Source organism: Undibacterium sp. GW821-FHT07F11 (assembly GCF_059418665.1).
On record NZ_JBWKQH010000011.1, the window covers coordinates 165,895 to 182,119 of the forward strand.

The window sequence follows — 16,225 nt, forward strand, 5'->3', positions numbered from 1 at the left end:
CAATTATCCTGAAAATCCAGAGATTTATCAGGCAGCAATCACCGATCAAATAAAAGACTTAAGCTGCGTCTTTTGGTTTGAATTGTTTGTCGCTGATACGGAACTTCGCACGACGGTCGCCCATCAATTCGCGCAGTTCTTTGATACTGACATCGCTGATTTCATGCATGCGGATCAGCAGTGATGCGCCAACCGGCAGGCGACGATGCCTGATTTTACTGATTACTGGTGGTGCCACTTCCAATGCTCTGGAGAGTGCTGCATCATTTTTCAAATGCAATTGCTTGATCAGAGTATCCAACAGATTGTTTGGATCATAGTCGATTTCATCGGATTCAAGCTGGGTCAAATTTGCCATAATTACCTCGCTGTGTAGTTTATTGACGCTTAATTAGTTGCTTCAATAAAAAATTAATCAAACGGTAATATTGTATCTTTAAAATATAATTTGCTTGTCAGAAAAATAGCAAACCATTGTTAAATCTCTTGACACTTTGCTTAGTTAAGAAGTAAATGTGTCAACTAGATAACAGCACTTTAGTTTAGAAAATACTGAATGGCAATGTTTATTCCAGTAATTAGTTACTAGAATAACATAAATTAACAATTTTATTCGGTTTATTAAAATCTGTTAAATTACGGCCTTCCTCCTTCAACACTCTGTAATGCTATCTATTTGGCTTGAATACGAATTATTTTTGTCTTGCCGCAGCAATGACACGCCCCAGGTCAAAGACTGACATTGCGTAAAAATAACTGCGGTTGTACAGCGTGATAGCAAAAAAATTCTCTGTTGCCAGCCAGTATTCTGTTGCGTCGTTGCCATTTTGCAGATCGACAAGACCATATTGGATGTTTGTTGGCGCCTCACTACTGGCTGTTGTTGCAATGGCTTTTAAATCCTGCAACTGATAGCTGACCTGTAAACCTTTCCCCAATGCAGTGTTGAGCAGTTCACTTTTCTCATTCAGCACCAGAGTGGCAGGGAAGGCGATGGGCAAATTGCGCTTCCATCCATGCACCGCAAGATAGTGGGCGACGCTGCCTATGGCATCTATCGGTGAATCAGTCAGGTTGATTTTGCCATCGCCATCAAAGTCCACGGCATATTTTCTGATGCTGCCTGGCATGAATTGCGGCCAGCCTATCGCGCCTGCATAAGAACCTTTAAACACGAAGGGATCCAATGAGGCTTCTCTCGACATCAGCAACATGTTTTCCAGCTCGCCACGGAAAAATTGCATGCGTATATCACGGGTAGGCGTGTCGGGGTAATCGAAGGCCAGCGTGGTCAGCACATCCATCACGCGGAAGCCACCGGTCTGTTTGCCAAAGATGGTTTCGACACCGATCAGGCCGACGATGATTTCTGGCGGCACACCATATTCCTGCTCAGCTTTTGCCAGTGCATCGGCATATTTATCCCAGAAGGCAATACCGGCTTCGATACGGTAAGGTTCGACAAAGCGGGCGCGATAGGCCTTCCAGTTTTTTGGTTTGCCGGGTGGTGCAGGGCGCATTAATTGCCTGGCGGTTTCTATGTACTTTGCCTGCTTGAAGATGGCTTTCAATTCTGCTTCGGTATAACCATGTTTGCTGACCATTTCAGAAATGAAGTTGGACACTTCCTTCCATTGCTCAAAATGGCTTTCATCTTTTTTAGCTTTGGCAGCCGGGGCTGATGCAATATTCGCAGCGGTTTTTTTTGTATGCTTTTTCCCTGTTGCATGTGCTTCGCCCGCAGTGAGCATGGCGGTAGCGATGATCAGGGAGTAAACGCCATTCAGCAATGTGCGGGGCTGGTTTGATGCGGAGGTGGTCAGTGAGATCAAAATACGTCAATAAAAAATTAGCGGCATGCGGCCAGCAAGGTTTTCAAACGCCGGATCAGCGTGCTTTCCGGACCTGGGTTTTTGCCGTAGCGGGCACTTGCATAGAGTGTCAGAAAACGTTCGGCGTTCTCAAAATCAGCTGCGGGCAGGCTGCTGCGCAATCTTTCAAGATAGGCTTGCGGCCCCTCATGCAAAGCACGTGCTGCGGTCTTTTTTTCCATCTTGCGACAGAAAGAAAAGTATACCTTATCAAGCGCTGTGATACGTGGCCGGTTGCGAATCAGGGGTAAAGCGATCAGACCCAGTATCAGACTGGTTGCAATAAAAAACAACAAGGTCAGTTGAGCCCAGTCAACTTTCATGAAACCCAGAGAGTTCAGCAGGCTTCTTTGGGTATTCTGGTTGTAATTCAGTACCCACTGGTTCCATGAATTGTTGACGGCACTCCACTGCATGCGTACCTGATTGAAAAAAGAAATTCCATCCGGGCTCAGATTCATCAGACCGGCCAGTCCCTGACGTGGCACTGCGTAATTAAGTGAGCGTTGCACCCTTTCAGGTGCGACGGCTGCTGTCGGATCGACTCTGACCCAGCCTTTCGTTTCCAGCCAGACTTCAGCCCAGGCGTGGGCATCGGATTGGCGTATTTCGAGGTAGCCATCAACAGAATTCAGATTGCCACCCTGATAGCCAGCCACTACCCGCGCCGGTATATTGGCTGCGCGCATCAGCAAGACAAAGGCACTGGCATAGTGTTCGCAAAAGCCGGCCCTGGTGTCAAACAAAAATTCATCAGCACTGTTTTTGCCCAGACGGGGTGGCTCCAGCGTGTAAGAATAAGCCTCGCGACGGAAATAATTGAGTATTGCCCAGATCAGTTGCATATCATCTGGATACTGCTGACGTAAGGTGGCAGCAAAAGCCATGGTGCGCGGGTTGTAACCCTCTGGCAATTTAAGTGAATCCGCCATCATTTCCCGGCTGCTTGCTGCTTCCAGGGTATAGCTGGTGTAAGACTCTATTGTGTATTTGAGCCTTTCATTTGTGGCTTGTTCGCGCCGCGTCTCCATCAGTTTGTTGATGATGGCAACGCTGCCCGTGTTCGCTTCTAATTCCGGCTTGCCTGCAGGCATGTCCAGTGCAAACAGCCAGTTCTGTCCATTCGCTTCCAGTGTGATTTCCTGATGGATCGCCTGACCACCGTACTTGATCCAGTTTTTATCCTGATCAGTTTTATAGGATGACCTTTTTTCTTCCTGTGACCAGCTACGTCCATCGAATTGATTCATGACGATGCCGCGCCAGTATAGCTGGGGTTTGGCAGGAATGAATTTATCGAACTTGACGCGAAATGCAATTTCTTCAGACTGGGCCAGTTCGCTGATATTGCCTGGTGACATGGAGCTTGACAGCCCGCTGCGCCCGGACTGTGCATCACCTGGCAAGCCCCAGAGTGGCCCTTGTATGCGTGGGAATAGCACAAAGGCGATGATGGTCAGGGGAATTGCCAGCCCAAGTATACTCGCCCCCAGCTTGAGCCTTTGTAGTAATGGTGGTACTACACCGGTGTAATGAAATGACAGTTGCGCTGTTAACAGCAGGCATAAACCAGTCAGTGTCAGCATGGCGGCGAAGATCGTCTGCTGATAAAAGAAACTGGTCAGTAATAAAAAGAAACCAAGGAAAATCACGACGAACAAATCGCGCTTGGCATGCATTTCCAATAGCTTGCAAGTCAGCAGCAAGACCAGCATGGTAACGCCAGCTTCCCTGCCAAAAAAAGTCCTGTGTGTCAGATACACGCCTGCCATCATCATGGTAGCGACAGGTAATAGTAGCAAAGGCGGTGGCAGACGGCGGCCACTCAGTGTCAGCCAGCCTCGCCACACCAGAAGCAGGGCACAAGACGCATTTACCCACCATTTGACATGATCTGCATGCGGCAAGAGTACGAAGACACAGGCAAAGATCAGCAGCAGGGTATCTGCTTTATCACGTGAGAGTATGGTGCGGAAGACGGGCAGTTTCATGATGCTCATATCTCGTACAGTGCCAGTGCGCGCAGGCAGGCTTCGCAATGCTCCGGTCCTGTGGTGGGCGGATACTGCGTTTGCGCGAGTTTGAAGCCGTAGGTCAGGCCACGTTGATCGGCTTCCAGTACCCAACTGGTCAGGCGCGATAATTTCAATTCTGTATCCAGATTCCTTGGCAGGGCGGCAAAGTCCAGCATGACGTCACTGCCAGAACCACCAGCGAACTGCTTGGTTACCAACGCACCACCCAAAGCCGTATCGACTTTGGCTATCTGCTTCCAGGCCAGATGTTTCATGGCGTCCCCGGGCTGATAGGCGCGCACACCGGCAAAATCTTCGTCGCCTGCATGGCCTGGCACATCCGTTTTTTTTCCAGCGCCGGACATCGGTAAAGGAGGTGGATTAGGTTCCGGCTGCGGGTAAACCAGGGCATTCGCATCTGGCAGCCAGGTACTCCATGCGCGCAGCAGACCGAGCGGATAATTGGTTTGCAAACGTATTCTTGGTATGGCCACCAGACCCCTGTTGACAGTGGGATAACTGAGTTGCACTGCGACCCGGCTGTCGGCAGCGATATCTACAAATTTTTCTGGATGGCCTTTTTCAGCAAAACCCACGCTGATGGCATAGCGTGGGTGAGCGCGGCGGTTGATCAGATAAACCGTATATTCGGTTTCTTCGCCGGCAAAGACTGCCCTGGCTGAGCCCGGCAACAGATGCAGGTAAGCCAGATTACGAAAACCATAGAAGACATTGACCAGCGCAATGCCGCCCAATACATAGGTCAGGCCAAAGCCCAGGTTCAGGCTGTAATTGGTGGCTGCCAAAAACATCAGCAGCAAAAGGACGACAAATACCAGCCCGGGTTTGCTGGGCAGGGTGAACACCCTTCGCTGGTTCAGGAACACTTCACCGCTTTCTGGTTTGTGTTCCAGAAAAACGATTTTGCGCAGTCTTTTTTTTATCGATGTGAACATGCCGTTATTTATCAGTGGCTGCTCAGCTTCAGACGCTGACGCGTTTCATCAATTGCGCCAGCAATTCGCTACTGGCACTGACTTTGCCCGTCATCGACTTCAAGGGCCGCAACCTGTGCGCAATCACGGGTATCAAAACTGCCTGTACATCTTCTGGCAAGACGTGGTCGCGGCCTTCCATGGCTGCCCAGGCGCGCGCTGCCTGCAACAAGGCGATAGAGGCGCGTGGGCTCATGCCTTCTGCAAATAAATCACCCTGGCGTGTCGCGTGCGCCAGTGACTGTACGTAATCAACCAGTGCAGACGAGGTATGGATTTTCTTGAGTTGTTGTTGCGCTTCCATTAATTCTTCTGCCTGCATTACTGCTGGTAATTGCGCCAGCAGGCTGCGCCTGTCTTCTCCCAGCAATAGGGCACGTTCTGCCGCAGCATCTGGATAGCCGAGCGACAGGCACATCAAAAACCTGTCCAGTTGCGATTCAGGCAAGGCAAAAGTACCTACCTGATGGGCAGGATTCTGGGTGGCGATGACAAAGAAAGGTGAGGGCAGGTTGCGGGTCTGTCCTTCTACCGAGACCTGCCTTTCTTCCATGGCTTCCAGTAATGAAGATTGTGTCTTGGGGGTAGCGCGATTGATTTCGTCGGCCAGCAATACCTGGGCAAACACAGGGCCGGGATGAAAAACAAATTGCGATTTTTCCCTGTCAAAAATCGAGATGCCAACCACGTCAGCCGGTAACAGGTCACTGGTGAATTGCAGGCGATTGAACTTCAAACCCAGTGAAATTGCCAGCGCATGTGCCAGTGTGGTCTTGCCGACACCAGGTAAATCTTCGATCAGCAAATGCCCACCTGCGAGCAAACAGACCAGCGCCTGCCTGATTTGCTGTTCCTTGCCTATGATGACGCTATTGACCTGTTTTGCTACTTTATGTACTTTGGAAAACATGTTTTTCCTTGCTGAGCGATGTTTATTATTGCCTGAAATTCATGCAGGGTATGTCTGAAGCCGGTAGATACTGCCCATGAATTGTCAAATTTAAGTGCTCACAGTGTAAACCGAAATGTCAAAAACTGTTGCTCATAGTGAAAAGTTTCAGACAGACGGATTTGCAAAATCAGGCAAATAGGGTGAAACTGATAATAAGACAGATAAGATAAACGGAACTTGTATCACTCATACTGCGCTGGCATGTCTGTGCCGGACGGGATTTGTGGCAGTTCTGGCACAGAGACATGACAACTGCGTATTACACCCATGCTGACTGCAAACGCCATGAAATGGGCTCATGGCACCCGGAATCACCTGAGCGCCTGCAAGCCATAGACGACCAATTGATCGCCAGCCGTATCAGTACTTTGCTCGATCACCGTGAGGCACCGCAAGCCACAGAAGCCCATCTGGCCCGTGTGCATACTGCCGATGCCATCTACCGCATACGCGAAAACTGTCCTTCAGAGCGGTCAGAGTACGAGCATTTCCCGCTGGATGCTGATACCTCATTGAATGCTTATACCTGGCGTGCTTCGCTGCGTGCTGCCGGTGCAGCAGTAGCCGCAACTGATGCCGTGCTGGATGGCGAAGTGGAAAATGCCTTTTGTGCCATACGTCCGCCTGGCCACCATGCTACCCCTAGCGAAGCCATGGGTTTTTGCATGTTTAATAATGTGGCCGTGGCAGCCAAGCATGCACTGGAAATGCGCGGCTTGCAGCGCATCGCCATTGTTGACTTCGATGTCCATCATGGTAATGGCACGGAGGAGGCTTTCCGCAATGATGAACGGGTGCTCATGGTGAGTTTTTTCCAGCACCCCTATTATCCCTACACCGGTACTGAGCATCCAGCCCGCAATATGGTGAACATTCCCGTACCGGCGCATAGTTATGGTGACGTCGTGCGCCAGTTGATCACTGAGCAATGGTTGCCTGCCTTGCGCAAGTTTGAACCGGAGATGATCTTTATCTCTGCCGGTTTTGATGCCCATCGTGAAGATGATATGGGGCAGATGGGCCTGGTCGAAGCTGACTATGCCTGGATCACCAAGGAAATCATGAAGATTGCCCAGGAGTTTTCCAATAAGCGCATCGTCAGTTGTCTTGAAGGTGGTTATAACCTGTCTGCCCTGGGGCGTAGCGTGGTGGCACATCTCAAAGTCCTGGCTGATCTGGATTGAACCATGATTAATTACAGTAGACTGAGTCCGCTGAAGACGGAGCGTCTCTTACTACGCAAGATGGAACGTAGCGATATAGACAGCGCTGCCACCATCCATGGTGACCCCGCCACCAATATCCATAACCCCACCGGCCCCAGATCACGCGAAACCACCAGGGTATTGCTGGATGACTGGGCAGGTGCATGGGATAGGCAGCATTTTGGTTACTGGACAGTCTGTTCTATAGATGAGCCAGATCAGGTGTTGGGCTTTGGTGGCATCATGCGCAAGCAGATAGGTGACTTCAGCGGCCTGAATATCTATTTCCGTTTTGCTGCTCACACCTGGGGCAGGGGCTATGCCACGGAAATGGCCATGGCAGCCTTGCATGCGGCCTTTGTGGTGCTGGCTGAGGATGCAGTATATGGCCTGGTCAGGCCTGCCAACACTCCCTCGCGCCGCACCCTGGAAAAAATCGGCATGCAGCTATACTCGGAAGTGGAAGATGTGCCAGGTGAAGCCGCCAGCCTGATTTATCGCATCACCCGTGCCGATTACCTGAGCCGACAAAACTGATACCCGGATCAGGTTACGAAAATCGTGCTATGAAAACCAGGACGTGAAAATGAAAAAGACACTGAGTGCTTTATTGGCAGCATGGGCCATGCAGACTACATTGGTTCATGCCGCAGATGATATTGCAAGCGTCACGAGCAAAGTTGCCCAGTTCATTGATGAATGGCATGACGATGCTGCCCATGCACGCCTGCAGTATTTCGACAAGATGGCAAAAGACGGTGTGTACATAGGTACCGACAAGACAGAACGCTGGACACGTGACGAATTCAAAGCCTGGGCCAAACGTTTTTTTGAACGTCCGTCTGCCTGGGCTTTTACTTCTTTTAACCGCCACATCAATATGTCACCAGACCGTAGCTGGATCTGGTTTGATGAGCAGTTGAAAACACAGATGGGCATTTGCCAGGCCAGCGGCGTCATACACCATACTGCGCAGGGCTTTGAAATCATGCACTACCAGTTGTCACTGACTGTGCCGAATGAACTGACTGATTATCTTGCTGCCGGTGTGAAGCAACTGGCTGAAAAACAGGCTGAACAGACGCAGAAAAAATAAATCCTGAAACTGCTCCAGCCTGCTTATGCTTTCAATACTTGATGATGTAAGTCAGGGCAAAATACGGCGGGCGGTTTTCATGCGCCTGATTACCGCCAGTATTGGTCGTGCCGTAATAATGGTTGTCATTGTCCATACCACCTTTGCTGCCTTTTTGATTGCTACCCTGATAGCCAAGCGGCCAATCGTCGTAAGCCTCGCCAAAACCGAAATGCTGATGGCTGGGTATCTGGTTGACATTGAGCGTGACAGTTTCAACACCGCCCGTGCTTTTGAGTGGGTAGTTGCTTAGGCCATTCCCCTGTCCTGTACCGATGACAAAACGGCTGCGCAAGTCTGGTACGGTGCCACCGATGACTGCGAACAGGTTGGGGTAGGTCGATTGGCTGATGGTCTGGCCGACGCAAAGCAGCCAACCGTTAGGCGCATCGCTGCCGCCAAAGGCAATGATGGAACCGACAGGCAAAGGGTTGATCGCTACTGTGTCGGCAGATTGGGCAGGGGCTGTGCTGGTTAATGTGCTCATGGTGGTTTTATATGAAAAAAAGTGAAAATGATGCAAAAATATATCTATGTTTGCACCACTACGATAAGTCGGCGCTTTGTACTTGGTTGCTGCAATTTAGTATTTGATGATGTAGGTCAACGCATAAAAGGGCGGCATATTGTTATGTGCCCAAGTGGAGCCAGCGCCGCCCGTCCAGGTTGTAAACGCCGAACTGGTTGTTGACCAGCCCTCCGAATTACCTGTGCCATTATTACCTCCGCCGTTACCGCCACCAACACCATAGGAATGGCTGTGGTTGGGCATTTCATTGAGGCTGAGTGTGTGGTTTTCTTCTCCCCCAATGTTATTCAGGGTACGGTTTGCCAGCCCATTGCCCTGGCCTACTCCGACAATAAAGCGGCTGCGCAGGTCCGGGACATTGCCGCCGACCAGCGCATACAAATTCGGATAGGTTGATTGTGCTATACCTGCACCATCGCATAGCAACCAGCCGTTTGGTGCTGCGGTTCCTGCAAAACTGACGACGGTGCCGACGGGCATCTGGATGGTAGCGATGGCTTGCGCAGTGACGACATTTGAATTTGGCATGGGATACTCCGGTCAGTCATTAGTAGTGTTGCCATACACATTCAGTGTATAGGTAGTTTGTGGCGAAGTTGGGTTGACTATATAAGTCGAAGCGGTTTGCGGAACTGGCAGTTTGAGTGGGCTGCCTGAACCGTTGTCGGCAATGATTTCAAAACTGTCCTGTCCCTCAATATCCCATTGCAGCTGGAAGGCATAACTGGCCGGTGGCACGATCGTGGTCGGCTGTATGGTAAAACTATTGATCACAGGTGGGAAGATCAACGGAACCGTGCACTGTATCTTGTTCAACTGATTTTGCCAGTTGCTGTCAGAGTAAGCCCAGCAATACACAGTCAGGGTCTGGGTCTTGGTAATGCCAGTGATCTGTGGATGCTCAGTGTCATAATTGAGTGCGGGATGTGCAGTAGTGCCGTAGGTATACTTTTGTTCCGGTATGGTCATGCCTGGTATATAGAAGCTCAGCTTGACACTGCCAACACCAAACATGCTCCAGGTCAGTGGAATTGAGACCTGTTCAGTTGAACTGTTAACAGGGATAGTTTCTGCCAGACTGTAGATGCCTATCGCGCCAGGATTGGGTGGAATCTGCTTGCTGATAGGAACGACAAACACCGTATCGTTGTAATGCGTGCCATCGTTCGCCATGAAGCCTGAAAACTGCACATACATCTGCGTAGGGCCAGTCGGTGTCATCGAAATGATATTGGCGAAAGAGAATGTCACATTTGACTGGTCACCGGTACCTATGATCTGTTTGTTGGTATTGTTGGGCGTCAGTGTCCAGGTTGGCGAATTCGCCTGGCCGGTAACAGAAGGATTTTGCACACTCCAGCCACCAGTCTGATCTACATAAATACCGGCGCTGATAGCCCAGGCTGAGCCCGTTTGTGTCGCTTGCTGTTTGTCGTCCGGCGCCAGCGAGCCGCTGGTTGTGCCATACACAAAACTGACTGATACCTTGGGTGAGCCTGTCCACATATTATTGCCATTGAACAGAGGTGTGCTACCTATATTCTTGAGGTTCAGGTACAGGGTATTGGTCAGTGGATTGCTGATGGCGGACACATAGACCGCGCCGCCAAATTCTGGTGCGACGCTGAGCACCTGTTGCAGATTCAGGTTGCCTGGCGCAGGTTGTGCAACCAGCGCCAGCGCTGACGATACCTGGCTAGGGACATTGGCACCGCTGATGTCATTGAAGTTGATCTGCACGACGTCAGCGGTAGGAGCATTCGACGTCAGCACATTGTTGATGCTGAAAGTGATGGCACCATTACTGAACCAGGAGGCGTTGCCGCCTGTCCATTTCAGTTGCAGGGCCATGTCAGTGCTGTTGTAACTGAAAGTCCAGCCTGCAGGCGAGATATTGCTGATTGCCATCTGCTCAAGTTGTGTTGCCGTGAAATACAGCGGCATGAACACTTCCAGATTGGCAGCGTTAGTGAGATTGATATCAGCCCCGGTGTCATTGGTGAGCGCGATATTCAGGCTGGCTGTGACCCCTGTATAAATGGTAGCGGGCGTGCCCGGTACCGCAGGGTTGTTCATGGTCATTATTACTGAGCTCATAATTTTTTCTGTCTGTTAGGGTTGATCAAAATAATAAATGTTCAGTAGTGCTGGCTTGGTTGTTACTGCTTATATGCATGGTTCATTCATTACTATCCGGGGTGAGTTCCAGCCAGCCCTCCTGCAGGGTCTGTGGTGAATAACCATAGACCGGGGTTTCATTGGCGGCGTTGGCGATCAGCGCTGTCTCGGTAGTGCTGCCCGGTGTGATCCACGACCATGCATAGCCGGCCTCAGCAGGTAAGGGTACGACCAGACCCTGGTTCATTTTCAGCATGGGTCTGGTGACGAAATTGACTTGCAGGCTGTTCATTGCGGTCGAATACTGGTCAGGCGGTATGCTCAGTTCATTGACAGGCAATATGCCTGTCGTGGCATGCACTGCCGCCCGCGGATCAACCAGCATGGTCAGGTGACGTGACGCTGCATTCAGGGTCAGTTGCACCGTGGTTTCAATCGGCGCCCGGACGCCGCCCTGCATACCAGGATCGGCTGCAGGTGCATAAAATACGGCACCGGTGTAGGGATTGTCGCCAGTGCCATCCATCAGGTAACCAACCAGCCCGTCATCCAGATTGGCGAGGTCCCCCAGCCGCAGTGGGAAGTTGAGGTTTTGCAGGTTGGCACTGCTGTAGGCCATGCGGTCTGTGTAATTGACGCGGTTATTATTCACGTCTTGCGGGAGTGGTGCGCCAGGGCCGCTGCTTGCCTGGCTGATTGGCAGCAGGTTGCCAGCAGTTTCCAGCCCGACCGAGGCCCTGACCAGGGCCAGGGGATTACCCAGCAGTACCGACAGATTCGCATCCCTGGCGTAATTGGCCGGGTTGATATAGTCGGCCGAGTCCAGTATCACCTTCATCAAGTCTTGCAGGTAGCTGGCGTTCTGGCCATTGATGTACCACATGTAGTTGGCCAGGTTGGCGTTCACCTTGGGTAAGCCTGGTTCGCCTATGTCATAGGCCAGGCTGCTGGTAGGATTGGCCAGGTTACCGGCACGGGTGCGATAGACCAGCGCTGGGTTGGTGCTCAGATGTTCTATGCCAAAAGTGCCGATCGGACTGCCATCCGCATTGTAGAAGAACAGGTTATTGTCGAGGTGATTCGGCATGATCCAGCCGCACACGGGTGAGGTGGCAGGGTGATGGCTCATCTCTTCAAAATCCCCGGTGATACCGGCGATGCTGGTGTCATACGAGGCTGACAACCATTGGAACCACAGGCGGCTAGAGGCCAGTAACCTTGGTGGCAGGTAAATCTTGCCCTGGTTCGCTGTATCTTCAGCAGGCGGCGTCATGGAGTAAGCGGTAATCACCTCAAGAGAACCGTCAGGATTGGTCGCCGAAGTTGCCAGATCCATGCGCTGACCAAAGGCATCGACGATTTCTATGCTCATGATCTCCAGGAAGCCAGAACGCAAGGGGCCAAAATTACCTTGGGCCAGCAAGCCCGTGGAGATAGGTTGCTGGCTGTTGAAGCCAAAGTCATACCAGTTGTCCCAGGCATTTTGTTTGGCGGCGTTGGCAACGGCGGTGGTCACGCTGTCGCGGCTGCCCTTGGTCAGGTCCTGCACCGCTACCTGGGCAACATCGGCAGTCAATATCTGCTGGATATTGAAGCCGCTGATCGATTGCGCCAGGAAGTTCTTGTCGGCATACAGGTCAGCTATGCTTTGCAGGGTAGGGTTGTCCGGGTCACCGGGGTGGCTGGCTATATAAGAGTTGATCTGGTACACCAGCACGCCGGTGGAGTTGGAACTCATCGTCGATGAATTGCCATAAGTGATGGCGTCTGGCGAGGTGAAGTTGACCGCCTGGCTGCCATTCATCTTATAGACGTAATCGACAGCATCTGTATCCAGAGTAAAGAAGTCCGTGAGATTGGATGGTGAATAAATCGCGTTGCCATTGCCGTCCCTGGCTTCCCACAGCAAAGGATTGAGCCTGACGTTCCAGACCATAAATACGGGCAGGAAGGGATTGACCTGGCTGGATGGGAAACCGGCTGGTGTAGCCTGGGTGCTCCAGCCTATGGTATTTGGTGCCCAGCCATTGTTGGTGGTATTGCTGAATGTGATATTCAATGACTGTGGTGCGCTGATAGCGATAACGGGATTGGCTGCGGCCTGGTAGTTGTCGCTTGCCACCGTTGTAAACAGACTGGTATCTGTGGATGCAGGCACACCACCGGCATTCGGTACAATATCAAGCGGGCTCAGGCCACCTTGCGCATACATCAGACTGGTGGTAAATGCGGACAGTGAGCTGACTGCCGGATTATTTGCCCCTCCTATTGCAGCGAGACCGGATGCAACTGCCGCTGCCAGCATGGGCGTGATCAGGCAGGCTTCGCCTAGCAGGGCGTTGACATCGCTACCCATGGGTATATTGCTGTTGATGGCAGGAACTATGCCTGTGTTGCTGGCCGCTACCCGGAGCTCATTGCCGTTGTAGCTGATATTGAGCTGCCCCAGTATTTCCTGGCTCAGACGTACAAAGGTCAGTGCTTTCTTGCCATTCCTGCTGGCAGGTTCCATCATGTCACCCTGCATCAGTACCAGGGGTTCATTCGGCAGATAGAAAGCGTCACTCTTCGTGCATTGCACCTGCCAGGCCGGGTAAGCCGCCAGGGCATTTTGCACTACCTGATAATTGTCCCAGACCTTGTAAGCCAGACTGGAGAGAGAGACACCGCTGACTGGCTGGCTGACACCAGTGACTGCACCTGATTCTTCGTCCGTAATATACGACAACATACCAACCGCCGTGCCCTTGGCGATGACGGCATTCAATTCACCGCCGCTGGCAGTGTTGATGAAATTCGTCATATTGCTGATACTGATATTCGGGTCAGTGATTTCACCCGTATACAGCTTCACATAATGCGTCCAGTCCATGAACAATTGCTTGCGCATGGTGGAGAGTGCGGCGCGGCCCATGTCGTAGTTTTTCTGTGCCTGGTTCAACAGGTAGAGTTGTTCGGCCAGGTCCAGTGGCAGGGTGACCTCGGTATCGGGATTGACCGGGGTGTCACCATTCACTTCCTTGCTGCCGATAATCCATAAGTAACCTCCGGGGTCGGTGGAAAATGCATTGCTGTGCAGTGCTTCTTCCAGCGTGATCAACTTGTTGGGTGTTTTTTCCAGATCGGCAAGCAGGCCCAGTTGCAGGGCATCCAGCAGGTATTCATAATTGCTCAATACATTTGGATCATTGGTCTGCTGGCCCATGTCGGTCTTGAGCATGGCAGCCACGGCTTCTTCGGTTGAATTGCCGACGGCAATCTCGACCTGGGTATCCCAGACTGAAACGTTGCCTGCATTGTTCGACTGCAAAAAGTAAGTCGTGCCGGGATTGCTGAGCATGTTCCAGACAACTTCCTGGCTGGTGCCGGCAGACAGGGTTTCGTCTGGATAGTTGAGCGCTGCAATCGTGTGATCCTGATTGAGCTCATAGCTGACATCGGCCATATTGAAGGTCCACTTCATTTTTCCGCTGGTGATCTGCTGGAAAAAATCATTGGGCGTCAATTCAGGGGCAACATGGTTGTTGTTACAGTCAGCCAGGTAGCGGTTATAGTCGTCGGTAATATGGGCATCGATGTTAGCCAGAGGATCAGACATGCTCTCATTGAGCCAGCCCGTGACCTGATAACTGGTGCGGAACTGTATCGTCGCATTCGCCTTCAGGGCTTCATACAAAGACTTGTAGCCAGCGTAAGGCACGTCAGAAAAATTATCCCAGAAGCCAAACACACTGCAGCATTCAGGGTAGTACGACCCAAAATAGGCACCGACAAAACCTATTGATGTCAGGTACAGCGAGTTGCCATCAGTGGCCTTGCAATTCGGCAGGTAATTCGATGCCGGTGTATTCGCCGGGTTCCAGCTTGCAGCATCGACCACCCGCCCCATGTACATGAAAGGCTGCTGCTGGAAGCCAGGCTGGGCTGGGATAGGAACAGAGATGACAGGCCGTATGATGCCAGAAGCATCGGCCTGCAGCGTCGATGACAGGTAATCACTCTCGACTACCCAGCTCTTGCTGCTGATGCTGCCATACGCCTGGGTTTGCGTATCATAGAAACTCAGGAAGCGAGTTACCAGCCAGCGGTTTGGCGCAGCCGGGAAAACCAGGTTGCCGCCTTCGGCAGGTTGTGTCCCTTTGCGAAAATAATCAGGCAATTCCCATTGCAGATGCACGCCAACACCCAGGGGATTAGCCGGGCTGTTGAGTGGGTTGCCACTTGCTGTACTGCCCAGCGGAGCGTAAATCTTGTCACCGGTACTGGCCGCTGCCGGTGGCGTACCACCATTCGGGTTGTACCAGGGCATGGAATTGAAGCTGGCTGTCCTGCCCTGGAAGCCGCCGACAACGTTGGTGGCGTCGTTATTGTTGACGCGCAGCGCGGCAATATTGAGTGGAACGATTGCGTTCATCATAATTTTCAGTCGCTGGCTTAATTAATTTGATTTATAAAAACTGACCATGCCCACACCCTCGGTCATCTCAAAGCCCATCTCAGCAGAATCGATACTGTTGGGGGCAGTGGTGCCCGGTGGTGGTGCGACAGCGCGGTTAGCTTGCAGAATGAGTTTGGACAAACTGTCCATGCCCAGCACACGCGGCGATATGCTGCGGAAACATGAACTTATATCGGTCGGCGTCACAGTCTGGCTCATGGTGACGCTGTTCGTCGTAGTGCCATTGCTATTGGCAGTAGCATTGCCAAAGGTGTACAGATTCTTGACTGCGGCGGCGGCCTGGCCCCTGACGGTGCAGCCATTCTGGAAACAATCGATACCGTAATGCAGCGCCTGTGGTGCTTCATGTATGTCGACACGGTAGGCATCACCTGCAACCAGACAGATCAGCGTGTCAGACTGTGGCCCCAATTGTTCCAGTCGCAAGATTTGCAGCATGACAGGTGACACGTCTTTTGGTGTGCCACCGAGAGGATAGACATTCACGCCCATGCTCGGGTAATCAAGTACTAAAGAAGAGCGCAAGACAAAGCCGCTGATGACTGTCGAATTGCTCTCGCTGAGTTTGGCCGTAATACCAAAGGCCTTGGCCCTGACTTGAGTAGCGGTGCTCCTGACCTGCGTGGACACCTCGGGCAAGACGGCAGATTGCAAATTCATTTCTGGCGTATCAAGCTGTGTAGTCAGGTTGCGGCCTATACTCATGGCGCCGTCCGTCAGTGCAGAAACCCAGTTACTATCGAGATAAAAAAAGCGCAGGGATTCTGGCGGCAACATGTTTTCATCCGGCACCAGGTAATTGAAGGGCACGCCATGCAGCAAAGCCAGGTTGGCCAGCCAATCCACCAGCACTTGCGGCATGGCAGGATTGGCTAGATTTGCCTGCAGATTGGCGGGACTGGAATAAGCCATCTTTAAATTCTTTATCAGCGCTGAGCGCGTGTAC

The 16,225-nt window shown here is 51.7% G+C and carries 13 protein-coding genes; 3 read left to right on the top strand and 10 right to left on the bottom strand.

All coding sequences use genetic code 11. The features are described 5' to 3' along the window. Window positions 1–58: 58 nt before the first annotated feature. From AC07OI_RS25355 to AC07OI_RS25375, 5 genes are all read right to left on the bottom strand, one after another. Window positions 59–358 carry a hypothetical protein gene (locus AC07OI_RS25355; protein ID WP_110257001.1) on the bottom strand — a complete coding sequence of 100 codons (300 nt, stop codon included), beginning with the start codon at window positions 356–358 and terminating at the stop codon, window positions 59–61. 334 nt (window positions 359–692) lie between these two features. Beyond that, a complete protein-coding gene (gene mltB / locus AC07OI_RS25360; RefSeq protein ID WP_495259149.1) occupies window positions 693–1,832 on the bottom strand; it encodes a lytic murein transglycosylase B in 1,140 nt (379 codons plus the stop codon). 17 nt (window positions 1,833–1,849) lie between these two features. Continuing rightward, a complete protein-coding gene (locus AC07OI_RS25365; RefSeq protein ID WP_495259150.1) occupies window positions 1,850–3,862 on the bottom strand; it encodes a transglutaminase TgpA family protein in 2,013 nt (670 codons plus the stop codon). Between the two features lie 5 nt (window positions 3,863–3,867). Then, window positions 3,868–4,842 (bottom strand): DUF58 domain-containing protein, encoded by a 975-nt coding sequence (locus AC07OI_RS25370; protein ID WP_495259151.1) that lies wholly within the window; start codon window positions 4,840–4,842, stop codon window positions 3,868–3,870. Between the two features lie 28 nt (window positions 4,843–4,870). Then, entirely contained in the window at window positions 4,871–5,791 is a 921-nt protein-coding gene (locus AC07OI_RS25375) for an AAA family ATPase (RefSeq protein WP_492706963.1), read from the bottom strand. A 287-nt stretch (window positions 5,792–6,078) separates the two neighbouring features. Between AC07OI_RS25375 and AC07OI_RS25380 the strand changes: the two genes are divergently transcribed. From AC07OI_RS25380 to AC07OI_RS25390, 3 genes are read left to right on the top strand one after another with little or no spacing between them, the layout of a single operon-like run. Continuing rightward, window positions 6,079–7,017 carry a histone deacetylase family protein gene (locus AC07OI_RS25380; RefSeq protein ID WP_492706965.1) on the top strand — a complete coding sequence of 313 codons (939 nt, stop codon included), beginning with the start codon at window positions 6,079–6,081 and terminating at the stop codon, window positions 7,015–7,017. Window positions 7,018–7,020: 3 nt separating this feature from the next. After that, on the top strand, window positions 7,021–7,575 hold the full coding sequence (locus tag AC07OI_RS25385) for a GNAT family N-acetyltransferase (protein WP_492706967.1): 555 nt from the start codon (window positions 7,021–7,023) through the stop codon (window positions 7,573–7,575). 49 nt (window positions 7,576–7,624) lie between these two features. Then, window positions 7,625–8,134 (top strand): nuclear transport factor 2 family protein, encoded by a 510-nt coding sequence (locus tag AC07OI_RS25390; RefSeq protein ID WP_492706968.1) that lies wholly within the window; start codon window positions 7,625–7,627, stop codon window positions 8,132–8,134. 31 nt (window positions 8,135–8,165) lie between these two features. On the opposite strand, the gene AC07OI_RS25395 is transcribed toward AC07OI_RS25390, so the two are convergent. From AC07OI_RS25395 to AC07OI_RS25415, 5 genes are all read right to left on the bottom strand, one after another. Beyond that, entirely contained in the window at window positions 8,166–8,660 is a 495-nt protein-coding gene (locus tag AC07OI_RS25395; protein ID WP_492706970.1) for a phage tail protein, read from the bottom strand. 96 nt (window positions 8,661–8,756) lie between these two features. Continuing rightward, complete coding sequence (locus AC07OI_RS25400; RefSeq protein ID WP_492706972.1) at window positions 8,757–9,230, bottom strand: phage tail protein; 474 nt, start codon at window positions 9,228–9,230, stop codon at window positions 8,757–8,759. Window positions 9,231–9,242: 12 nt separating this feature from the next. After that, the gene (locus AC07OI_RS25405) at window positions 9,243–10,799 is read right to left on the bottom strand and encodes a hypothetical protein (RefSeq protein ID WP_492706973.1); all 1,557 of its coding nucleotides are present in this window, start codon (window positions 10,797–10,799) and stop codon (window positions 9,243–9,245) included. An 82-nt stretch (window positions 10,800–10,881) separates the two neighbouring features. Beyond that, entirely contained in the window at window positions 10,882–15,237 is a 4,356-nt protein-coding gene (locus AC07OI_RS25410; protein ID WP_495259152.1) for a hypothetical protein, read from the bottom strand. Window positions 15,238–15,258: 21 nt separating this feature from the next. Continuing rightward, window positions 15,259–16,191 carry a hypothetical protein gene (locus tag AC07OI_RS25415; RefSeq protein WP_495259153.1) on the bottom strand — a complete coding sequence of 311 codons (933 nt, stop codon included), beginning with the start codon at window positions 16,189–16,191 and terminating at the stop codon, window positions 15,259–15,261. Window positions 16,192–16,225 lie beyond the last annotated feature (34 nt).